This is a genomic window from Sphingomonas nostoxanthinifaciens (genome assembly GCF_019930585.1).
GTDB classification, from domain to species: Bacteria; Pseudomonadota; Alphaproteobacteria; order Sphingomonadales; family Sphingomonadaceae; genus Sphingomonas_I; species Sphingomonas_I nostoxanthinifaciens.
The window spans coordinates 1,372,159-1,394,222 of sequence record NZ_CP082839.1 but is presented as its reverse complement, the minus strand read 5'-3'; the positions used below and the strand labels follow the sequence as shown (position 1 = coordinate 1,394,222).

Below are 22,064 nucleotides of genomic sequence, written 5' to 3'. Positions count from 1 at the left end.
GATGCTGCGAGTGGCGGTGAGACGATAAGGGCTGCAGCCTAGCATCATCGCCCACCGGCTTTCGATTTCAACAAGAAGAGGCCCGTCCAACGAGACGCGAGCTTCTCGCCATAGACGTATTTTTACTTGTTCTGCTCCGATCCAGTCTCGGGCGGGATCACGCTACGCGTGCTCCGGTCGCGATCTGTGCTGGGCCGGAATGCCATCCCACCGACTTTCGAACGCATCCTCATGGGGGAAGACCGTGTCTCGACCGCAACTGTTATCCGCCGCTGGCGTCATCGCGCTGGCCAGCGTCCTAGCAAGCGCGCCCGCTTTCGCTCAGGACGCCCCGAACACCGGCGAGGAGCTGGTCGTCACAGGTACGCGCCTTGCCAAGACGGCGCGCCAGGAAGAAAAAGCGTCGACGGCCATCGTCGATATCCAGTCTGCCGAAACGATCGCCAAATATCCGGACGTCAACGCCGCCGACGCGCTCAGCCGCATCCCCGGCGTGTTCCTCGATACCGATCAGTCTGAAGGCCGGTTCGTCAATATCCGCGGCATCGACGGCAACCTGAACGGCGCGACCTTCGGCGGCGCGGCGCTGCTCAACACCAATCCGGGTTCGACCATCTATAACGGCACCGGCCGGGCCGTCCTCTTCAACACCATCCCGATCGGCGCGATCGACCGCATCGTCGTGACCAAATCGTGGCTGCCGGAACATGATGCCGAAGGCGTCGGCGGCAGCGTCGAGCTTACGCCGCGATCGGCGATGACCCATTCGGGCTTCTTCGTCGAAGGCCGCGTCGGCGGCGGTTACGAAACGCAGCGCGGCACCGGCCTGATCAACGACGAGGTTGCGATCGGCGACAGCTTCGGCCGCAATCGCGACGGCGACAAGCTGATCCATGTCGTCGTCGCGCAGAGCGAACGCAACGACAAGCGCGGCTTCGACGATATTGAGACGACCTATGCCGACAAGCCCGGCATCCTCAAGGGCGCGCAGCCGGAGGACAAGGTCGCCAATAATATCGATTTCCGCCGCTATCGTTACGAACGCGAGCGCTACGGCTACTCGTTCGACCTCGACGTGACGCCGGACAGCAACAATCTGTTCTTCATCCGCGGCAGCGACGCGGGCACACGCGACCTGACCAGCCGCCAGCGCCTGCGCTATCGCAACATCGACGGGACGGGCAAGCTGGATGCGCTCGGCAATCGCGCGACCGGCTCGATCACCGTCGACCCGTCAAACCCCAACGGCTTCGTCGCGACCGACGCCGCGCTCGACAACACCTTGCGCGACCGCAAGGAATATAATCGCAACATCATCCTCCAGGGTGGCGGCAAGCATAATATCAGCGATTTCACCGTCGACTGGCTCGTCAGCTACGTCCACGCGATCTTCGACAATCCCTATGATCGCAACTCGACGTTCAACGGTCCGCGCGGCGTCACCATCGCCTACGACAATATCACCGACCCGAGCTTTCCGAGCGTCGCCGTGCGCGGGGTCAACGCAGCCGATCCAAGCCTTTATCGGCTGCACGACATCCAGAATACGAGCGAATATTCGGCCGACCGCGAGTATAGCTATCACCTCAACGTGTCGAAGCCGCTGCACATTCTGGCGGACGATCAGTTGAAGGTCGGCGGCGAGCTGCGCTATCGCCAGAAATACGACGTCATAACCACCTCGACGCTGACGCTTGCCGACGCGACGACGGGGCTCGGCAATGGGCCCACGCTCGCGAGCCTGCTCGGGCCGGGGCCGGTATCGAACTATTATGACGGGCTCGCCAATATCGGCTATGCAGCGAACGCATCGGCGATCGCCAGCCAATATGCCGCGCAGATCGCGACGCCGCCGCTCAACCGGCACGCCCCCGGCGCGCTGGTCTTCAACGATACCGAGAATATCGCGTCCGGATACATCCAGTATAGCGGCGATATCGGCCGCCTCCACCTGCTGACGGGTGTCCGCGTCGAACATACCAAGCAGATCCTCGGCGGCTTCACCTCGGCCGCGACGGTCGATCCGGTGAGCGGCGCGGCAATTCCTGCCAACAGCTATCTCACGCCGACGCGAAGCTACACCAACGCCTTCCCCAGCGTCCATCTCGTCTACCGGTTCGACAACCGGTTCCAACTGCGCGCCTCCTATTCGACCAGCATCGCCCGGCCCGGCTTCTACCAGACGGCATCGCGCCAGACGGTCGACCTCGCCAATGCCGTCATCAATACCGGCAACCAGGATCTGCGCCCGACCTACAGCAACAATTTCGATCTCGGCGCTTATTATTATCTGCCTAACTCCGGCGTCCTCTCGGTGGGCCTGTATTACAAGCTGATGAAGGATTTCGTAGTCGCCCGGTCGTTTACGCAGATGCGCGCGATCTCGGGCGTGACCGAGAACTTCAATATTGTGTCCTACTCCAACGTCTCGGACACGTATGATCGTGGCGTCGAAGCCAATTACGTCCAGCGCTTCGCCGCCTTGCCCGCACCGTTCGACGGCCTGGGCGTCGATCTCAACGCGTTGTACGCGGACACGCGCGTGAACCTGAAGTCCGGCATGCCGGCGGAAACGATCCCTGGCGCCGCCAACTTCTCGGCCAACGCCGCGATCTTCTACGAAGCGCACGGGCTGAACCTGCGCCTCGCGATGAACCACAATTCGAAGACGCTCTACACGATCGGCGGATCGCCGACGCAGTATGCTTACGGCGCGATCGCGAAAGACATCTTCCTCGCCGCGCGCACCACGCTGGACGCGACCGCCAGCTACGACCTGACCAATTCGATCGGCATCTACTGGTCGGTCAAGAACATCACCAACGCGCCGCTCTACAGCTACGAGGGGACGTACAACCGGCCGATCAGGCGCGAATATTACGGACAGACTTACGACGCCGGTATCAAGTTCAAGTTCTAAGGCCGGCTTGACCCAGCGTCGCCGCAAGCCGCGGCGACCAAATAACGGGCAGGCACGGCGCGGCATTTTTCGACACCGTCGCGCCGCCCTGCCCTTCCTTCAGGAGACGTTTAGGTGAAAATCAGTCGGAGTTTCGTTGCGCTGACGGCGATCTGCCTGCCGCTGGCCGGTGCCGGTGCGGCCACGCCGGGCGCGGTGCTGCAGCCCGTCCGGACCATCCCCCTTCCGGACATCACCGGCGGCGACTTCGACCATTTTGCCGCTGACGTTCCCGCCGACCGCCTGTACGTCACGGCGGAAAAACATCAGAGCGTCGAGGTGTTCGCGCTGCGCAGCGGCCAGCATCTCGCGTCGATCCCCGGCTTCGGCAATCCGCATTCGATCCGCCTCGTGCCCGATCTCCATGCGTTGTTCATCGCCGATGGCGCCGCCGGCGTAGTGCGGATCCTGGATACGCGCACCAACAAACTTGTCGGCCAGATCGCGACCCGGCCCGGCCCCGACGCGGCCTATTACGATCCGCAGTTGCGCGAGCTGTTCGTGGTGAGCGGCGGCGAGGCCGACAATTCGCCGACGACCGACATCGACATCATCTCGGTCGACCAGCGCAAGATCATCGGCCGCATCACGTCGCCCGCCAACAATACCGAATCGATGGCGGTCGATCATGCCGGCAACCGCCTGTTCGCCAACCTGCGCGACAAGCACCAGATCGGCGTCTTCGATCTCAAGACGCACCAGTTGGTGGCCAGCTGGGATCTGCCCGATCTGCTGAAGAACACGCCGCTGACGTTCGATCCGGCGACGCACCGCCTGTTCGTCGTCAGCCGCAATCCTGCGCGGCTGATCGTCATTGACACCGACACCGGAGCGATCGTGTCGACCCTGCCTTCGGTCGAGGTTGCCGACGACATGACGTTCGACGCCCATCACGGCCGGATCTTCGTCTCCGGCGCCGGCGGCATCGTCGTCTACCGCCGCATCGACAAGGACAGGTTCGAGGAAGTGCAGCGCCTCGACAGCAAGGGCGGCAAGACCTCGACCTACGTCGAGCCGCTCAACCGCTTCTACATCGTCCACACCAAGAACGGTGCGATCGACGCCGGCCTCGACATCTTCGACGTGACGGCTGCCGGCACCGGCATGGTCGCGTCCCACAAATGATCGGTCGGCGCACCCGAGCGCCAATGATGGAGATACATATGAAGATCACCAATTTCGTCGCGACGCTGCGGCGCACCGCCGCGGCCTGCCTGATCGCTAGCCTGACGGCCGCGGCACATGCGGCGCCCGTCCTCACGCTCGAGAAGAGCGTCGCGATGCCGCAGATCAAGAGCGGCGACTTCGATCACTTCGGCGTCGATCTGCGCCGGGGCAAGATCTACACGAGCGCGCAGCACGCCCGCACGATCGAGGTGTTCGACCTCAAGACCGGCGCGCATCTGCAGACGGTCGGCGGCTTCATCAATCCGCATTCGATCTTCTACGCGCCCACGTCCGACAGGATCATCCTCGCCGATGGCGGCGAGAGCCTGAAGGAGCCGGCGCTCGTCAAGTTCATCGATCCGGTGACGATGAAGGTCGTCAAATCCTTCACCGTCCGCCCCGGCCCCGATGCTGCCTTCTACGATCAGGCAAGCCACCTGTTCTACAATGGCAGCGGCGGCAAGGATGCCGGCCAGAAGGATTCGCTGTTCGCGGTCTTCAACGCCGACAACATGACCGAAGTGGCGCGGACCGTCGTGCCCTCGGAAAACATCGAGGAGATGGCGGTCGACACCCCCAGCCACCGTCTTTTCATGAACCTGCGCGACCAGCATGCCATCGGCGTGTTCGACACCAAGGCGAACCGCTTCGTCACCAAGTGGGTGATCCCCGGCATGAACATGAACACGCCGATGGATTATGATCCCGCCACGCATCGGTTGTTCGTGGTCGGGCGCGATCCAGGGCGCGTCTATGTGATCGACGGCGTGACCGGCAAGCTGCTGTCGACCACCGATTGCCCCAACGGTTCGGACGACGTCGCCTTTGACGCCAAGGGCCAGCGGCTGTTCGTCTCGGCGAGCGATGGCTTCGCGGTCCTGAAGCGCCGCGACGCCGATCATTTCGCGCTCGTGCAGACCGGCACGCGGCGCGGCGCGAAGACTTCGGTCTACGTCCCGTCGGTGGGCAAGCTGTTCATCGGCCATGCCGCAACCGGCGCGGATCCCACGTCGCTCGACATCTACCGGGTCGCGCCGACCAAGTGAGCCGGCTTCCACCAGCGCGGGCGGTGTCCATACCGCCCGCGCCGGCACCCCAACATTCAGGAATATCCGCGATGACGTCCTTTTCCCGCCGCCGGCTGTTCGACGGACTGCTCGCCTTCTCCATCATCGGGTCGATCGCCGCGCCGGCAGCCACGGCCGACCCGTCGCCAGTTCTCACGCTGGAACGCAGCGTGCCTATTCCCGGCCTGACTAGCGGCGATCTCGACCATCTCGCGGTCGATCTCGCGCACCGGCGGCTCTACACCAGCGCCCAGACCGCGCACACGATCGAGGAATTCGATCTGACCTCGGGCGCGCACCTTCGCTCGGTGAAGGCGTCGGTCAATCCGCACTACATCTTCTTCGCGCCTGCGATCGGCCAGATCATCCTCGCCGACGGCGGCGAGAAGCCCGGCGACCCCGGCCAGATCCGCTTCATCGATCCGGCGACGATGGCGACGGTGGACTCCGTCAAGGTGCGTTACCGCACCGACGCGGACCTGTTCGATGCCAGCACCGGCCGCTTCTACAGCGTCAGCGCCGAGCGCGGCGGCGCGGACTCGCTCCTGACCGTGATCGACGTGGCGCACCGCACGGTCGTCGCCTCGGCCCCCATCCCGTCGACCAACGTCGAGGGCATGGCCATCGATAGCGCGCGCGGCCTGCTGTTCATGAACCTGCGCGACGCCCACGCCGTCGGCATGTTCGATCTCAAGGCCAACCGCATGGTCGCGCGCTGGGCGATCGACGGCATGAACAAGAATACGCCGATGGCCTACGACCCGGCCACGCGCCGCCTGTTCGTGATCGGACGCGATCCGGGCCGTCTCTACGTGATCGACGTGGAAAATGGTCGGCTCCTCTCGACGACCGACTGCCTCAACGACGGCGACGACATGACCTATGACGCGATTGGACGCCGCCTGCTGGTGTCGACCGACCAGGGCTTCGTCGTCATGGCGCGCCGTGACACCGACCATTTCGAGGTCGTGCAGACCGGCGGCGGACGCGGCGGCAAGAGCTCGGCCTATGTCCCGTCGCTGGCGAAGGTCTTCGTCGGCCGCGCCCCGGTCGAGGGCTCGCCCGCCGCGATCGACATCTACGACGTCGCCAAGTCCAACTGACACGGCTCGGCAAGCCATCAAGGGAATGATCATGCGGAAAATTGCTGCACTCGTAGGACTGATGCTGACGACCGCTGCACCCGGTTTCACCGGGCGCGCAGTGGCGCAGACGCTGGAGCGCGTGGCGGAAACGCCGCTTCCCGATTATGCGCGCGGCTTCAACATTCTCGATGCCGATGAGAAGCGTGGCCACCTGTTCATGGCGACGGCGCATAACGGCGCCGTCCTCGTCTTCGATCTCAAGTCCGGCGCCCTGCTGAAGACGCTACACGACGTCACCGATCCGCACATGCTGGCCTATATCAAATCGCGCGACGAGATATGGGCGAGCGATGCCAAGGGCAGCTGCGTGACCGTGCTGAGCGCCGCTGACTATCACCTGCTGCGCAAGATTCCGCTGACGACCAGCCCGACCGTCGGCTTCTACGATGCCGCGAAGGAAGTCTTCTACATCCAGGAGGCCGGCATGAATTCCGGCATGCCGACCTCAATCATCGACGTCATTCCGGCCGGCGCGACATCGCCGACGCTGCAGATCACGATCGACGACAAGAATCTTGAGGGAATGGTGGTCGATCACCGGCGCAACCGCCTCTACGTGAACATGCGCGACCATCGTCAGATCGCGGCCGTGGATCTGGCGACCGGCAAGGTCGTCGAGACCTGGACCATTGCCGGCATGGGCAAGAATACGCCGATGGCGATCGACGAAGCAGGCGGGCGCCTGTTCGTCGCCGCTCGCGAACCCGCCAAGCTGTTCGCAATCGACCTGAAGACCGGGCGCGCGACGTTTGAAACTGACATCATGTCCACCCCCGACGCGCTCACCTGGGATCCGGCGAGCAAGCGCCTGTTTCTCTCGGGGCTCGAGGGCATCGCGGTCTTCTCCGGGCGTATGCGCGATCGTCTGGATCTGGTGTCCCAGACCGTCGATCCCGGCGTGAAGCATAGCCTGCTGTTGCCGGGCGGGGACTTGCTCTACGCTGCGGCGGCGAAGACCGAGACCACCCCGGCCGCGCTGCATATATATCGCGTCGCGCGACCCTGAGCGTCGGTTCCGGCCGCGATCATCCCGGCAGCGTCCAAAATTCCGAGGCCATTCATCTTCCGGGCCGCATGACAGTCTAGCCCATGTGGGCGCTGGACATCGGATTCATGGCCAAGTGCGACCATCGACGGCGGGGGCTGGCACATCGTTGCCGTCGTCTCTCGGCGGCCGGCGCGTTTCTTTGCGGCATGCTCGCCGCTGCGGCGGGACATGCCGCGCCGGGGCCGGCCGACGTCGCGCTGCTCGACCGCCTGACCTGGGGCGTCGACGACACCGGCATGAAGGACATTGCGGCGAGGGGCGCCGCGCGCTTCCTCGACGACCAGCTCCATGCGCCACAGCTCGCCCTGCCACCGCAGGCCCAGCGCCAGATCGACGCGATGCGGATCGCGCGCGAGCCGATGGCACAGTTGGTGGTCGAGGCGGACGCACAGAACAAGGCGGCGAACGCGATCGTCGATCCCGACCAGAAGAAGGCTGCGCGCGACGCCTACAACAAGACGATGAACGACCTTGGCCGGGAGGCGCAGTCGCGTACGCTCCTGCGCTACCTGTACGCGCCCGACCAGCTGCGCGAGCAGATGACGTGGTTCTGGTTCAACCACTTCAACGTTCAGGCCGGAAAGCGCGACATCCGCGCGATGGTCGGCGATTACGAGGACCAGGCGATCCGGTCGCACGCGCTGGGGCGGTTCCGCGATCTGCTGGACGCGACGCTGCATCATCCCGCGATGCTCCGCTACCTCGACAACGACCAGAATGCGGCGGGGCATATCAACGAGAATTACGCGCGCGAGATCATGGAGCTGCACACGATGGGCGTGGGCGCGGGTTACACGCAGAAGGATGTGCAGGAACTGGCACGCATCCTCACCGGGGTCGGCGTCGATCTCAAGCCCGATGCGCCCCGCCTGCGGCCGCAATGGCAACCGCTCTACCGTCGCGCCGGACTGTTCGAGTTCAATCCGGCGCGGCACGATTTCGGCGACAAGCAGTTTCTCGGCCATACCATCCGCGGCAGCGGGTTCGACGAGGTCGAGCAGGCGCTCGACCTGCTCGTCGCGTCGCCCGCCACCGCACATCATATTTCGTCCGAGATCGCAGCCTATTTCGTCGGCGACACGCCGCCTGCCGCGCTCGTCGATCGGATGGCAGCGACCTTCCAGCACAGTCGGGGCGACATCACCGCGGTTCTGCGCACGCTGTTCCGCTCGCCCGAGTTCAAGGCGTCGCTCGGCAAGACGTTCAAGGATCCCGTTCATTACGCGGTGTCGGCGGTGCGCCTCGCTTATGCCGGTCGCACGATCCTCAACACCGATCCGCTGTCCGGCTGGCTCCAGCGGATGGGTGAGGGATTGTTCGCGCACGAAGCCCCCGACGGTTATCCTATGGCGTCCTCGGCATGGTCGGGCCCTGGCCAGATGGAGACGCGGTTCGAGATCGCGCGATCGATCGGTGGCGGCTCCGCCGGATTGTTCAAGCCGCGCGACGGCGCGGTGCCGGAGCAACCTGCTTTCCCGCAGATCCAGAATGCGCTGTTCTTCCAGGCCCTCCAGCAGCGGCTCAGCCCAGCGACCGCGAAGGTGCTGGATCAGGCGGCTTCCCCGCAGGAGTGGAACAGCCTGTATTTGTCGTCGCCCGAATTCATGCGCCGCTGAAGGAGATGTGCGCCATGCATCGCCGTAATCTGCTCAAGGCCGCCGCTTTCGCTCCGCTGGTGGTCGCCGGTCGCGCATTTGCGGCGCCTGCCGCGGGATCGGGACGGCTGCTGCTCGTCTTCCTGCGCGGCGCCTACGATGCCGCCAATATCGTCGCGCCGGTCGGCAGCGATTTCTATCACGAGGCACGCCCGACGATCGGGCTGCGAAAGCCGGATGCGGCCGATCCCGATGCCGCGCTGCCGCTCGACGGCGATTGGGCGCTGCATCCGGCGTTGAAGGACAGCATCTATCCGTTGTGGCAGGCCAAACAGATCGCGTTCGTGCCGTTTGCGGGCACCGACGATATGAGCCGCAGCCATTTCGAGACGCAGGATACCATCGAGCTCGGCCAGCCGATCGCCAGCGCGCGCGATTTCCGGTCGGGATTCATGGCACGGCTGGCCGGTGCGATCGGCACCGACAGGCCGATCGCCTTTTCCGATCAGGTGCCGCTCTGTTTCCAGAGTTCGGGGCTCTCAATCCCCAACATCGCGCTCACCGGCAATCTCAAGCCTGCCATCGATCCGCGTGCGGCAAAGCTGATCCAGGCGATGTATGCGGGCGATAGCGCGCTGTCGGGTTCGGTCGCCGAAGGCTTTGCGACACGCGAGACGGTGTTCAGGTCGCTCGCGGACGAGATGACCCAGGCCAGTCGCGGCGCGGTCACCGCCAAGGGCTTCGAGCTTTCCGCGCGGCGGATCGGGCGATTGATGCGCGATCAGTACAATCTCGCATTCGTCGATGTCGGCGGCTGGGATACCCACGTCAACCAGGGTGGCGCACAAGGCTATCTTGCCGGGCGGATCGGCGAACTGGGCCGCGGCGTCGCCGGGTTCGCGGAGGAGATCGGCGCCGAGGCGTGGCGCGATACGACGGTGGTCGTCGTATCGGAATTCGGCCGGACGTTCCGCGAGAATGGCGACAAGGGCACCGATCACGGCCATGGCAGCGTATATTGGGTGCTGGGCGGCGGCGTGCGTGGTCGCCGGCTGGCGGGGCCGCAGGTGCGGATCGCGGCCGACACGCTCAACCAGCAGCGCGACCTGCCCGTGCTGACCGATTATCGCGCGATGATCGGCGGCATCGTGCAGCGCCAGTTCGGGCTCGGGAGCGATCGCCTCGATGCGGTGTTTTCAGGGACACGGCCGGCATCGCTCGACCTCGTCTGAGGTTCGCGCGACGCGATCACGGAGCGATCGCCTGCCGACGGCGAAACCGGTCGAGCCCGATCCGTAACCGCTCGCGAAAGCCGCCGAGGAAGATGTGCAGCCGCTCGAACTGCAGGAAGATCACGGGCGTCGTGAATAGGGTCAGCGCCTGGCTGACGATCAGGCCGCCGACGATCGCGATGCCCAGCGGCTGGCGCAGCTCGGCACCCGCGCCCGATCCGATCGCGAGCGGCACCGCGCCGAACAATGCCGCGAGCGTGGTCATCAGGATCGGGCGAAAGCGCAGCAGGCACGCCTCGCGGATCGCCTCGTGCGGCGATTTGCCGTGGTCGCGCTGCGCGTGGAGCGCGAAATCGATCATCATGATCGCGTTCTTCTTCACGATGCCGATCAGCAGCAGGATCCCGATGATGCCCATGATCGACAGATCCTTGCCCATGATCATGAGCGCGAGCAGCGCGCCGAGCCCCGCCGACGGCAGCGTGGAGATGATCGTCAGCGGATGGATCGCGCTCTCGTAGAGCACGCCCAGCACGATATAGATCGTCACCAGCGCGGCGAGGATCAGCAGGGGCTCGGTGCTCAGCGACGCCTGGAATGCCTGTGCCGTGCCCTGGAAGGTTCCCTGCACGCTCGCCGGCATGGCCGAGGCGCGCTCCGCATTCTGGATCGCCGTCACGGCATTGCCCAGCGCCACGCCGGGCGCGAGATTGAACGACAGGGTGACCGCCGGGAAGATGCCCTGATGCGCGACCGTCACGGGCGCGACCCCCTGGCGGACCGTCGCGAGCAGGCTGAGTGGTACCAAAGCCTGCGTGTCGTTCGATCGCACATACAGGTGGTGGAGCGCATCGGCGCTGAGCTGGAAGCCGGGATTCACCTCTTCGATCACATAATATTGGCTGAGCGGATCGAAGATCGTCGCGACCTGGCGCTGGCCGAACGCGTCGTACAGTGTGTTGTCGATGTCCTGCGCGTGCACGCCGAGGCGCGAGGCGGTGCTGCGATCGATCTGTAGCGTCAGGCTGGTCGCCGCGGCCTGCTTGTCAGACGACACGTCGCGCAGCTCGGGCAGAGCCGCGAACTTCTGCTGGAGGAGCGCCGCCCAGTGGTTGAGCTCGGCGATGTTGCCGTCCTGCAGCGTATATTGATATTGCGCGATGCTGATCCGGCCGCCGACCGAGATGTCCTGGCGCACCTGCATGCCCTGGGCGACGCCGACGACCGACGCCATCTTGGTCCCCAGCCGCGCGAGCACCTGATCGGCCGGCGTGCTGCGCTGGCTGAGCGGCTTCAGGTTGAGGATGATATGGCCGTCGCTCATCGTCGGATTGGCGCCGGTCCAATAGTCGACCGTGTCCACCGCGGGATCGGTCATCGCGATCTTCGCCACCGCGCCGACGCGCCGCGATATCTCGTCGAACGAGATGTCGGGTGCGCCGCGAACCGTGCCGATCACGAAGCTCGTATCCACCTGTGGGAAGAAGCCCTTGGGCAGGTCCACGTACAGGAACACCGTCAGCGCGACCGTCACCAGGAAGCTCAGGATGGTCAGGCGCTGCCAGCGCAGCGCGACATCGAGCAGCCGCTCATAGCCGTCGGTGATCCGCGTGAAGGTGCGTTCCGACCAGCGGTACAGCCGCCCGTGCGCCCGGCCTTCCTCGCTGCGGATCAGCCAGCCGCACAGCATCGGCGTGACGGTCAGCGAGATGATGCCCGACGCGATGAGCGCGACGGTGATCGTCACCGCGAACTCGCGGAAGATCCGGCCGACGATCCCGCCCATCGCGAGGATCGGGATGAACACGGCGATCAGCGAGACGGTCATCGAGACGATCGTGAAGCCGACTTCCTTCGAGCCAAGCAACGCGGCCTCGATCGGCGATTTGCCCTCCTCGACGTGGCGCATGATGTTCTCGATGACCACGATCGCGTCGTCGACGACGAAGCCGACCGCGATGGTGAGCCCCATCAGCGAGAGATTGTCGAGGCTGTAGCCCAGCACATACATCACCGCGAAGGTGGCGATCAGCGACAGCGGGATCGTCAGGCTCGGGATGAGGGTCGCCCAGAGATTGCGCAGGAACACCAGGATCACCATCACGACGAGCGCGATCGTGATCATCAGCGTCATCTGGACGTCGTTGACCGACGCCTTGATCGTCTGGGTCCGGTCCGCGACGACGGCGAGGTGGACTGAAGGCGGCAACGATGCGGCGAGTGCCGGCAGCCTGTCCTTGATGCCCTGCAATGTCGACATCACGTTCGAGCCGGGGCTCTGCGCGACGTCGATGATGACCGCGCGCTTGCCCTGGAACCACGCGGCCTGATGCACGTCCTCCGGCGCGTTGGCGACGGTGGCGACGTCGGACAGGTGAATGGGGATGCCGTTGCGCGTGGCCAGGATCATGCCCTTGTAGGCGGCGGCGTCCATCAGCTGGTCGGTCGCGTCGAGCGTGATCGCCTGATGCGGTCCGTTCAGCGTACCCTTCGGCGCGTTGACGGTGGATGCGCCGATGACTGTGCGGACGTCCTCCAGCGTCAGGCCGACCCCGGCGAGCCGGTCGGGATCGATGCGGACACGCACCGCGGGGCGGAGCTGGCCGTGATAATCGACGATGCCGACGCCGTTCATCTGCGAGATCGGCTGCGCGATATAGGTTTCGGCGTAGCGGTCGACCTCGGTCAGCGGCACCGAATCCGACGTGAGCGCGAGCGAGAGGATCGAGACGCCGGCCGGATTGACCTTGTGATAGGTCGGCGGATTGGGAAGATTCTTGGGCAGCAGCCCTGCCGCCGCGTTGATCTCGGTCTGGACGTCGACGGCCGCGCTGTTGATGTCGCGGCTGAGATCGAACTGGAGCGTGATCGAGGTCTGGCCGAGCGAGCTCGACGAGGTCATCTGGGTCACGCCGGGAATGTTGGTGAGCATGCGCTCGAGCGGCGTCGCGACCGACGTCGCCATCGTGTTGGCGCTGGCGCCGGGCAGGCTCGCCGAAATCTGGATCGTCGGGAACTCGACCTGCGGCATCGACGAGATCGGCAGCAGCCGATAGGCCACGAGCCCGACGAGGATCACCCCGATCGCGAGCAGGCAGGTGCCGATCCGCCGGTCGATGAACGGCCGCGAGATGTTCACGACCGCGCTCCGTACTGGCCCCGGACCGCGACCTTGGCGCCCGGCGACAGGCGCGACTGGCCCGAGACGACGATCGCGTCGCCCGGCTTCAGCCCCGCAAGAATTTCCGTGAAGCCGTCGACGCTGGCCCCCGCCTTGACGGTGCGCATCTCGGCGACGCCGCCGGGCGTAAGCGTGTAGACGTAGCGGCCGGTTTCGCTGGTCTGCACCGCCTGATCCGGCACCACGGTCGCGCCGCGGTCGAGACGGACGAGCACGCGCACCGACACGAAATCGCCGGGCCACAACATGCGGTCGCCATTCGCGAAGTTCGCCCGAAGTTGGAACTGGCCGGTGGTCTGGTCGACCGAGCTGCCGACGAAGACGAGCGTGCCGTCGACAATATGGCTGGCCCCGTCGCGCGTATAGACCGAGACCGGCAACTGGCCGCCATGCTGACCCGCGAGCACGGGGGCCAGCGCATCCTGCGGCAAGGTGAAGATCACCGAGATCGGCGCCATCTGCGTGACCGTGACGATCCCGGTCGTGTCGCTCGCATGGACCATGGCGCCCAAATTGACCTGCTTGAGGCCTACCCGCCCTGCGACAGGCGCGACGATCCGCGAATATTGAAGATTGAGCTGGGCCGAGCGGATCGCCGCGTCATCCTGCGCGACCGTCGCCTGGAGCGCGCCGGCCTGCGCCTTGGCGGCATCATAAGCCTGTACCGTACCCGCGCCCGCCTTCGACAATGTCGCCTGCCGCGCCAGATCGGATCGCGCATTCACCAGCTGCGCGTCATCCTTCGCGCGCAGGGCAACCGCCTGCGCGAGCGTCGCCTCGTAGGGTCGTGGATCGATCTGGGCCAGCAGGCGCCCGGCCGGAACCTCGTCGCCCTCGCGATAGGCGATGCGCATGAGTTGCCCGTCCACCCGCGCCTTCACGTCGACCACGTTGATCGGCGTGACGCTGCCGATGCCGGTGACGCGGATCGCCATGTCGCGGGTTGCAGCGCGCCCGGCGACGACCGGCACCGTCTTGGCGGCGGCTGCGGGCGGATTCTGACCGGCGCCGCTCCGGTGCAGACTGGCCATGCCGAGCATGACAGCGAGCGCGACAAGGGCGAGCCCGGCCAGCTTCCAGCGCAACGACACGCGTTGGGTTGGCTCGTGTCCGGCAGGAATGGTTTCGTTCACTGGGATGTTCCAGATGGTTTCGCGCCGCTCGCGACGGCAGGAGGGGGTGAGATGCTGGCCAAATCGGCGCGGCCGAAGCCGCCGCCCAGCGCGCGGCACAGGCTGACGATCGCCTCAAGATGCTGGAGGCGAAGCTGCGCGAGCGTGTCGCGGGTCTGGTAGGCGATCTGCTCGGTGGTGAGGACGCTGAGATAGTCCGCGCTGCCCGCGCGATACTGCGTCCGGGCCAGCTCCGCCGCCTGCTGCGCCGATCGCGCCGCGCCGGCCTCGACGGCTTCCTGGCGGCCGAGGAGGTCGATCGCGCTGAGCGCGTCCTCGACATCCTGATAGGCGGTCAGCACCGTCTGCCGATATGTGGCGACCAATTCGACCTTTCGCGCTTCGGCCTGCGTCAACTGCCCCTTGAGCTGGCCGCCCTCGAACAGCGGCGCGAGCAGGCTGGCACCAACATTGGCCAAGGCAAGCTGCGGCGCGGTCGTCGTGGCCGAAGCGAGTCCGCCGCTTGCCGAAAGCGAGAGCGTCGGAAAGAAAGCGGCACGGGCGACGCCGACGTCGAAGTTGGCGGACGCCAGCCGGGCCTCGGCCGCCTCGACATCGGGACGCAGGCCGAGCAATTGCGGCGGCAGATCCGGTGAAATCGGCGGATGGCCGATATCGGCCAGCGCGGCGTCGGCGACGGTGAAGCCTTCGGGCGCACGCCCGGAGAGGACGGCGAGCGCGTGGGTCGCCGCGGCAAGCTGCTGTTCCAACGCCAGCACTGCCGCATCGAACGACGCGACCGCAGTCTCCTGCTGGCGCAGTTCGAGGTCGGTGGCGGCCCCTGCCCCCCGCTGCACCCGGATCAATTGCAATATCTGACGGGAATCGTCGGCCTGCTGGTGCGCAAGACGGACACGTTCGCGGAGCGAGAGGATCGTGAAATAGCCGTTCGCTACCGATGCCGACAGCGTCATCGCCACGGTGCCGGCGTCATAGGCGCTCGCCCGGGCAAGCGCCGCGCTGGACGAGGCAGCGGCGCGGTTCCTGCCCCAGAAGTCGAGCTCGTAGCTCGCCTGCGCCACCAGTTGGCCGTTGGTGCCACTGTTGCCCGAGCGGGTCGAGGCGTTGGTCGTGCCCGCTATGTCGAGCGCGGGGGCAAGCGGTGCCGCGGCGATCCAGGCCGCGCCTTCCGCTTCATGGATCCGGGCGACGGCGGCCTGCAGCGTAAAGCTCGCTGCCAGGCTGTCATTCTCGAGCCGATCGAGCGCGGGGCTGTCGAAATGCCGCCACCAATTGTCGCGCACGGTCGATGGCCTGCCGCCCGACGGCACAGGCGAATCCCACGCAGGTGCCGTCGCGACCTCGGGGCGATGCGTGGCCGGCACGAACGAGCAGGCGCCCGCTGCCAGGCACAGTAGCACCGCAGCGACGGAACGACGCCTGCGCGCCGGGCATGGTGCGGACCGACTCGGCGGCGCGGCGGATGGGGTCGGATACACGCATGCCGGTTAGGCCGCCGATCCTTGGAGGCATTTCGCATGAACATGAAAAAGGATTCAGGTTAAGGCGCCGTGCCAGGCTCCAGCCGATATCCCACGCCATGGATCGTGTGGATCAGCCGGCATGGATAACCCTGATCGATCTTCTGTCGCAGGCGATGAACGTGCCGATCGATGATCGCGTCCTCGGGATCGAAGTCGTAGCCCCATGCGGCCTCGATCAGCATCGATCGCGTGACCACCTGTCCCGCATGCCGCATCAGATATTCGAGCAGCACGCATTCCTTCTGCTGCAGCGGAATATGGTCGGCCCCGCGCACGGCACGACGGCTGGCCGGATCGAAACTCAGATCGGCGACCGCAAGGACGGCCGACGCGCGCGTGCGGTCGCTCCGGCGGGCCAGTGCCTCGATCCGCGCCAGAAGCTCGGCGAACGCATATGGCTTGCCGAGATAGTCGTCGCATCCTGCCAGAATTCCCTCGGCGCGATCGGAGGCACCCGCGCTGGCACTGAGCATGAGCACGGGGACGGTGTGCCCTTCCGCGCGAAGCGCGCGGACGACCGCCACCCCGTCGAGCAACGGGAGACGCCGATCGACGATTGCGATATCGTAAATCCCTTCCGATGCGAGCGCGAGGCCGGTCTCGCCCTCCGAGGCTCGATCGACGACGTGACCGCTTTCCTGCAGGCCACGGACCAGATACGCCGCGCCGCGATCGTCGTCCTCCACGACCAGCAGCCGCATCAGATCAGCTCCCGGCGACAGGATGAAGGAGATTTAACGTTGAGCGGAGGACATTCGTCGAGGCGCCATGGCATGAGGGCGTGCATAACCGAGGGGTGCGGCCGAGCCAACGCGCCCGCACGGGAGCGATAATGCAATGCGGGTAGTTCGAGGCCGATGACCAGCATTCTGATCGTCGAGGACGACGAGCGCATCGCACAGGAAATCGCCGCCGCGCTCAACGATCATGGGCATGAGGTGCAGATTGCGGGGACAGCCCGCGAAGGCCTGCTGATGGCGGCCGCGGGCTCCTACGACGCGCTGGTCGTCGATCGCATGCTGCCGGGCGGCATGGACGGCCTGACCATCGTCACGACGCTACGGGCGACCGGCGACGACATACCGGTGCTGGTGGTGAGCGCGCTCGACGCGGTCGACGAGCGTATCCGCGGCCTGAAGATGGGCGGCGACGACTATCTGACCAAACCGTTCGAAGCGCTCGAACTGACGGCCCGCATCGACGCGCTGCTGCGACGCCGTGGCGGCAGCGGCCGCGAAACCGAATTGCGCGTCGGCGACCTCGAACTCGATCTGCTCGCGCGCACCGCCCGCCGTGCGGGCAAGACGATCGACCTGCTGCCGCGCGAGTTCCGTCTACTCGAATATCTCATGCGCAGCGCCGGCCAGATCGTCACGCGGACCATGCTGTTCGAAGAGGTCTGGCACTATCATTATGACGAACCCACCAACGTGATCGATGTCCATGTCAGTAAATTGCGGCGCAAGATCGAACGCGACGGCGCTTCCCAGTTGATCCACACGGTCCGTGGCGCAGGATATGTCATGCATGCGCCTGACTGACCTGCCCCGCACCGGGAGCTTCCGTCTCGCTCTGCTGTTTCTGGCACTGTTCGGCGTGGCCTCCGGCGCCCTGTTCGGATTTCTCTACGTTCAGACACAGCGATTTCAGATCGCCAACATCGACGATTGGTTGACGCGCGAGGCTCCGCTCCAGCCCGGAACGACTCTCGCCAACGTACGGCAGCGCTTCGCATCGCATAACGCGAGCCATCTTCGCGGGCTGAGCCGTGCCTTCACGCTTTACGATGCGGCGGGACGTCGTCTCATCGGCGATGCTTTGCCGATGCCGCAGCCGCTCGGCGACGTAGACCGACCGTTTTTCTTCACCTCTTCGACCGCCTCGGGCCGGTTTCGCTATCGCGGCCTCGCACATCGCTTTCCCGGCGGTGAGGTCGCGCTGGTCGCGCAGAACCTGCATGAGGCGCGCGAATTCGACGAAGCGTTCCTCCAGACCGCTTTCTGGGGTGGCCTGCTCACGGCGCTGCTGGGGCTCGGCGGCGCGGTGGTGGTCGCGGTGGGGACGGTCCGGCGTTTCGATGCCGCCGCCTTCGCCATTCAGGAGATCATGCGCGGCGACCTCTCCCGGCGGCTGCCCACGGGCGGCACGTCGAGCGATCTCGATCGGCTGGTGATCGTCGTCAACGCGATGCTCGACGAGATCGAGCGGCTGATGGGCGAGGTGAAGGGCGTGTGTGACGGCATCGCCCATGACCTGCGGACCCCACTCACGCGCATCGTCGCGGGCCTCGAGCGCGTTCAACGACGCACGCCGGCACCGGAAGGCTACGCGGCGGCGGTCGACGACGCCGTCGCCGAGTTGCGGGCGGTGTTGCGGACCTTCAGCGCGATGCTGAGGATCGCGGAGATCGAGGACGGCGCCCGGCGGAAGGGCTTTCAGGACGTCGACCTGGCGACGATCGTGCAGGACGTCGTCGATTTCCATGAGCCCGTCGCCGAGGACCGGTCGATCGCCCTCTCGTTCGAGCATGATCCGGAGCGGATCACTGTCCTGTCGGGTGATCCGGGACTGTTGTTCACCGCCATATCGAACCTCGTCGACAATGCGCTGAAATTCACCCCGCCGCATGGGCGTGTGTCGGTCGGCTTGCATGACAGCGATGGAATGCTGGCCATTGTCGTGAGCGACACGGGATACGGCATCGACCCGGACGAGCGGAATGCGGTGTTCCGCCGCTTCTATCGCTCGGAAGATAGTCGCCATACGCCGGGCAACGGTCTCGGGCTCGCGCTGGTCGCCGCGGTCGCGCGGCTCCACGACCTTTCTGTCGCGATCGAACAACTGACGCCGGGCACAAGAATCGCGCTCATACATCGCCCGATGACGCCTCCTGGGACGGACCGAAGCTGACTCAGTCGTACGACGACTCCCGATCCGAACGGACCGCCCACCGGAAGACCCTATTCGACCATCCGGGTCCGAAAGACGGGTCCATTCATTCGTTTAAAGACCGCGTCCGTCGATTTCATTCGCAATCATCCTGATGACGGCGGTCATTTCGGCCTGCTCCGCTACGGCCTCCGCGTCCTGCCGGTCTGCGGATACAGATTTTCGCCGACCGACCTGGATTGCCATCAATCGCAGCGTCTCAAGTCGTTCGTTGGCAAGAGGAATGCCGTGGCTATAACCGAACAGCAGCCGCATCAGCCGCCGCACAGTGGAACGCAGGCGCCCCTTTGAGGCGGTCCAGCGCGTCCGCTCGGACAGGCCGAGCCGAACCACGGTGATCTCCAGATCCGTAAAAACCGAGCTTGCATCCGTTACGCTGGATCGGCCAGAGTTGGCAAGAAAACCGCTGGCGCTGACCGCCTCGGGCCGAACCGGCGGCCGGCGCCGCGAAGGCGCTTTCGGATAGAATTGGGGCGCGCAGACCAGAGCGATAGCGCGAGAAACCTGGCGGCTCATCAACCCTCCTCGCCGTTTCATGGCGTTCTTCGGGCGCAAGACGGCGTCCCCGCCCATGCACCACAGTCCGCCACCTTTTTCTCGCGGGCCCGCATCGGCCGGTCGCCTGCGCTGAGGCAGATGGTAGAGCGCGCCGTCCAAACCTCGGAACATGGGGAATACCAGCAGGATGCATCGACACGTCTGGCGCGCTGACCGCGCTGCTGCATTCGATGCGAAGGGCGCCCAACCGCGCGATCCGATCATCGTCTTGCTGCTCGCGATCGTCGCCTGTGCTGCGAGGGCCGCGACCTTCGACAATCCCGCGCTGGGGTTCGACGAGCAATTCTATCTGCTCGTCGGCGATCGGATGCTGCACGGCGCGCTGCCATACGTCGATATCTTCGATCGCAAGCCGATCGGCATCTTCCTGATCTATGCAGGCACGCGGTTTCTCGGCGGATCCGGCTTTTTGCAGTACAAGCTGGTCGCCGCATGCATCGTCGCGCTGAGCGCGTATGGCATTTTTCGGATCGTGCGGACGCGGGCGTCCAGCGCCGCGGCGATCGCTTCCGCCGTCGCCTACATCCTCTGGCTCGACTTCATGGAGGGCGAAGGCGGCCAGACGCCCGTCTTCTACAACCTCGCGATGCTGGCGGCGGCGGCGCTGATCCTGAGCATCATCCGACAGCCGCGGCTGTCGATCTGGCGCGGCACGACGGCGATGCTCTGCGTCGGGCTGGCGCTGCAGATCAAGTATAGCGTCGCGCCCGAAGGCGCGCTGTTCGGGCTCGCGCTGCTGTACGAGGCGCATCGGCGCGATGCACGGTGGGTGCGCACGATCGGCCTCGGTTTCGGCTGGGCGGGCCTCGCTTTGCTACCGACCGTCGCGGCTTATGCGGCTTATGCGGCGGAGGGGCACGGCTCGGCCTTCCTGTTCGCCAATTTCCAGTCGGTCATGGGCCAGCGTCGCCGGCCATTCTCCACCGAGGCGGCGGGGCTGGCGCTGATCGCAGCGACGCTAGCGCCCTTACTCATCTGCGCCATCCGCGCGCGGGAATGGCGCTCCACCGACGGCACGCCGTCGCGCGGGGGCCGCTTCCTGGCGTCCTGGCTGGCAGCGGCGTCGGCCTCGATGTTGCTCTACGGGCGGTTCGACGCGCCGCATTATGCGATCCCGCTTCTGCTTCCGCTGACCCTGCTCTCCGCGCGCGCGTTCGACAGCAGCGCTTCGTGGCGACGCGGTATCTACGTTGGGCTGGTGGTGGCATTCGTCGCGGGACAGGCGGTGCTGGAGACGAGCAGACTGGCGAAGGGCGGACGATCCGAAGCCACCGCCGTCGCCGCAGCGGCGGCGCCCACGGGACGGTGCATCTTCGTCTACGACGCCTACCCCGCTCTATACATGCTCGCGCAGTCCTGCCTGCCGACCAAGTGGGCCTTCCCCGGCCATCTCAGCACGCAGGACGAGGCCGATGCGCGCGCATTGGGTGTCGATCCGACCGCCGAGGTCCGCCGGATCATGGCGGCGCGGCCGGCGGCGGTGATCGACACCTATCCGCGCTTCGCCTTCACCAATCGCGCGACGCGCGCGATCCTCAGCCAGGAACTCGCTGTCCATTACGATCTCGCCGACTGCGTCGCGAGCCCGCTCGGCACGGTGCGTCTCGTCTACCGGCCCCGCGGCGATCGCCACGGCGCGGCACCGCACAACTGCCCCTCGCCGACGATGCTGACGCAGTGGCAGCAGCAAGCCTCAGCGGCTGTCGCTCGCTGAGGTGGAAACGGACGCGTCCGACGGCGCGCCCGCTGGGCCGGAGTCCGCGTCGGGGCTTTCATTCAGGATTTCTTCCCGCCGGCGCTGCAGATAGGCCGACCGCGCGACGGCATACGGATCCAGGCTGGTCGCCAGCATGGCATCGGCCCCGACATCGATCAGTTCGGAGCGAGCATTCAGATATTTGAGCGTCGCAAGGCCGTATCGCACGCCGCTCGGGACGCCGCATTGCGCGAAGCATATCGCAACCGGATCGGCGACCTGCGCGACCGCAAAACCGACCCCGTCGCGCAGGGTCGACGGGCCCAATAAGGGCAGCACCAGATACGGACCGGTGCCGACGCCCCATCGGGCGAGCGTCTGGCCCGCATCCTCCGGCGCCTGGCGAATGCCGATCTTCGTCGCCCGGTCGCTCAACCCGGCAATCCCGATCGTGGAATTGACGGCGAAACGCCCGAGATTGCGCGCGGCGCGGCCGGGCTTGAGCTGGAGAAGATTGTTGATGGCGGACCATGGCTCGGTGAGATTGTCGAATGCGTTGCCGATGCCGCGCCGCGCGAAGGACGGCGTGACGCCGCGATAGGCCACGGCGATCGGCCGGACGACGGCCTTGTCCACTCCATGGTTGAAGTTCCAGACGTGCCGGTTGAACCCTTCGAGCGGGTCTTTCTGCGCGATCCTGTCCCCTCCCGTCGTCGCACAGCCCGACAACAGAAGAAGAGCGGACGGAAGGCAAAGGCGACACCGCATGCTTGCACCTCGTTCGATCATGCCGCGGCCTGCATGGGCAGCC

General features: G+C 65.8%; 16 protein-coding genes. 10 read left to right on the top strand and 6 right to left on the bottom strand.

The annotated features are described in order from the left end of the window. Positions 1 to 244: 244 nt before the first annotated feature. The 7 genes from K8P63_RS06690 (at position 245) to K8P63_RS06660 (ending at position 10,213) form a co-directional block, all read left to right on the top strand. On the top strand, positions 245 to 2,920 hold the full coding sequence (locus tag K8P63_RS06690) for a TonB-dependent receptor (RefSeq protein WP_223799038.1): 2,676 nt from the start codon (positions 245 to 247) through the stop codon (positions 2,918 to 2,920). A gap of 114 nt (positions 2,921 to 3,034) precedes the next feature. Then, positions 3,035 to 4,084, top strand: coding sequence for a beta-propeller fold lactonase family protein (locus tag K8P63_RS06685; RefSeq protein ID WP_223799037.1), 1,050 nt, complete (start codon positions 3,035 to 3,037; stop codon positions 4,082 to 4,084). 38 nt (positions 4,085 to 4,122) lie between these two features. Beyond that, a complete protein-coding gene (locus K8P63_RS06680) occupies positions 4,123 to 5,172 on the top strand; it encodes a YncE family protein (RefSeq protein ID WP_223799036.1) in 1,050 nt (349 codons plus the stop codon). Between the two features lie 71 nt (positions 5,173 to 5,243). Further along, positions 5,244 to 6,296, top strand: coding sequence for a YncE family protein (locus tag K8P63_RS06675; protein WP_223799035.1), 1,053 nt, complete (start codon positions 5,244 to 5,246; stop codon positions 6,294 to 6,296). Positions 6,297 to 6,327: 31 nt separating this feature from the next. Then, on the top strand, positions 6,328 to 7,344 hold the full coding sequence (locus K8P63_RS06670) for a YncE family protein (protein ID WP_223799034.1): 1,017 nt from the start codon (positions 6,328 to 6,330) through the stop codon (positions 7,342 to 7,344). 188 nt (positions 7,345 to 7,532) lie between these two features. After that, positions 7,533 to 9,002 carry a DUF1800 domain-containing protein gene (locus tag K8P63_RS06665; RefSeq protein ID WP_223799033.1) on the top strand — a complete coding sequence of 490 codons (1,470 nt, stop codon included), beginning with the start codon at positions 7,533 to 7,535 and terminating at the stop codon, positions 9,000 to 9,002. 14 nt (positions 9,003 to 9,016) lie between these two features. Beyond that, entirely contained in the window at positions 9,017 to 10,213 is a 1,197-nt protein-coding gene (locus K8P63_RS06660) for a DUF1501 domain-containing protein (protein WP_223799032.1), read from the top strand. Positions 10,214 to 10,229: 16 nt separating this feature from the next. On the opposite strand, the gene K8P63_RS06655 is transcribed toward K8P63_RS06660, so the two are convergent. The 4 genes from K8P63_RS06655 to K8P63_RS06640 form a co-directional block, all read right to left on the bottom strand. Then, on the bottom strand, positions 10,230 to 13,352 hold the full coding sequence (locus K8P63_RS06655) for an efflux RND transporter permease subunit (RefSeq protein ID WP_223799031.1): 3,123 nt from the start codon (positions 13,350 to 13,352) through the stop codon (positions 10,230 to 10,232). Beyond that, positions 13,349 to 14,527 (bottom strand): efflux RND transporter periplasmic adaptor subunit, encoded by a 1,179-nt coding sequence (locus tag K8P63_RS06650; RefSeq protein WP_223799030.1) that lies wholly within the window; start codon positions 14,525 to 14,527, stop codon positions 13,349 to 13,351. The genes K8P63_RS06655 and K8P63_RS06650 overlap by 4 nt, the downstream gene beginning before the upstream one ends. Then, the gene (locus K8P63_RS06645) at positions 14,524 to 15,927 is read right to left on the bottom strand and encodes an efflux transporter outer membrane subunit (RefSeq protein WP_223799029.1); all 1,404 of its coding nucleotides are present in this window, start codon (positions 15,925 to 15,927) and stop codon (positions 14,524 to 14,526) included. Before K8P63_RS06645 ends, K8P63_RS06650 begins: the two co-directional genes overlap by 4 nt. Positions 15,928 to 16,067: 140 nt before the next feature. Continuing rightward, complete coding sequence (locus K8P63_RS06640; protein ID WP_223799028.1) at positions 16,068 to 16,751, bottom strand: response regulator transcription factor; 684 nt, start codon at positions 16,749 to 16,751, stop codon at positions 16,068 to 16,070. A gap of 156 nt (positions 16,752 to 16,907) precedes the next feature. On the opposite strand from K8P63_RS06640, the gene K8P63_RS06635 reads away from it, so the two are divergent. Together K8P63_RS06635 and K8P63_RS06630 are read left to right on the top strand one after the other, a co-directional pair. Then, on the top strand, positions 16,908 to 17,591 hold the full coding sequence (locus K8P63_RS06635) for a response regulator transcription factor (RefSeq protein ID WP_223799027.1): 684 nt from the start codon (positions 16,908 to 16,910) through the stop codon (positions 17,589 to 17,591). Positions 17,592 to 17,874: 283 nt separating this feature from the next. Then, complete coding sequence (locus K8P63_RS06630; RefSeq protein WP_223799026.1) at positions 17,875 to 18,960, top strand: sensor histidine kinase; 1,086 nt, start codon at positions 17,875 to 17,877, stop codon at positions 18,958 to 18,960. Between the two features lie 93 nt (positions 18,961 to 19,053). Here the strand turns inward: K8P63_RS06630 and K8P63_RS06625 are convergent, their stop codons facing one another. Next, positions 19,054 to 19,515, bottom strand: coding sequence for a hypothetical protein (locus K8P63_RS06625; RefSeq protein WP_223799025.1), 462 nt, complete (start codon positions 19,513 to 19,515; stop codon positions 19,054 to 19,056). 169 nt (positions 19,516 to 19,684) lie between these two features. Here K8P63_RS06625 and K8P63_RS06620 point away from each other — a divergent pair, with 169 nt between their 5' ends. Further along, a complete protein-coding gene (locus K8P63_RS06620; protein WP_223799024.1) occupies positions 19,685 to 21,271 on the top strand; it encodes a hypothetical protein in 1,587 nt (528 codons plus the stop codon). Here K8P63_RS06620 and K8P63_RS06615 read toward each other — a convergent pair. After that, positions 21,251 to 22,042, bottom strand: a complete 792-nt coding sequence (locus tag K8P63_RS06615; RefSeq protein ID WP_223799023.1) for an MlaA family lipoprotein — start codon at positions 22,040 to 22,042, stop codon at positions 21,251 to 21,253. The genes K8P63_RS06620 and K8P63_RS06615 overlap by 21 nt on opposite strands. Positions 22,043 to 22,064: the final 22 nt, after the last annotated feature.

Excerpts from the sequence above, each read along its gene's own strand:
- K8P63_RS06630 (WP_223799026.1), top strand. The coding sequence starts at position 17,875 with ATGCCGCAGCCGCTCGGCGACGTAGACCGACCGTTTTTCTTCACCTCT.
- K8P63_RS06670 (WP_223799034.1), top strand. The coding sequence starts at position 6,328 with ATGCGGAAAATTGCTGCACTCGTAGGACTGATGCTGACGACCGCTGCA.
- K8P63_RS06635 (WP_223799027.1), top strand. The coding sequence starts at position 16,908 with ATGACCAGCATTCTGATCGTCGAGGACGACGAGCGCATCGCACAGGAA.
- K8P63_RS06680 (WP_223799036.1), top strand. The coding sequence starts at position 4,123 with ATGAAGATCACCAATTTCGTCGCGACGCTGCGGCGCACCGCCGCGGCC.
- K8P63_RS06620 (WP_223799024.1), top strand. The coding sequence starts at position 19,685 with ATGCATCGACACGTCTGGCGCGCTGACCGCGCTGCTGCATTCGATGCG.
- K8P63_RS06640 (WP_223799028.1), bottom strand. The coding sequence starts at position 16,751 with ATGCGGCTGCTGGTCGTGGAGGACGACGATCGCGGCGCGGCGTATCTG.
- K8P63_RS06615 (WP_223799023.1), bottom strand. The coding sequence starts at position 22,042 with ATGATCGAACGAGGTGCAAGCATGCGGTGTCGCCTTTGCCTTCCGTCC.
- K8P63_RS06625 (WP_223799025.1), bottom strand. The coding sequence starts at position 19,515 with ATGAGCCGCCAGGTTTCTCGCGCTATCGCTCTGGTCTGCGCGCCCCAA.
- K8P63_RS06675 (WP_223799035.1), top strand. The coding sequence starts at position 5,244 with ATGACGTCCTTTTCCCGCCGCCGGCTGTTCGACGGACTGCTCGCCTTC.
- K8P63_RS06665 (WP_223799033.1), top strand. The coding sequence starts at position 7,533 with ATGCTCGCCGCTGCGGCGGGACATGCCGCGCCGGGGCCGGCCGACGTC.
- K8P63_RS06660 (WP_223799032.1), top strand. The coding sequence starts at position 9,017 with ATGCATCGCCGTAATCTGCTCAAGGCCGCCGCTTTCGCTCCGCTGGTG.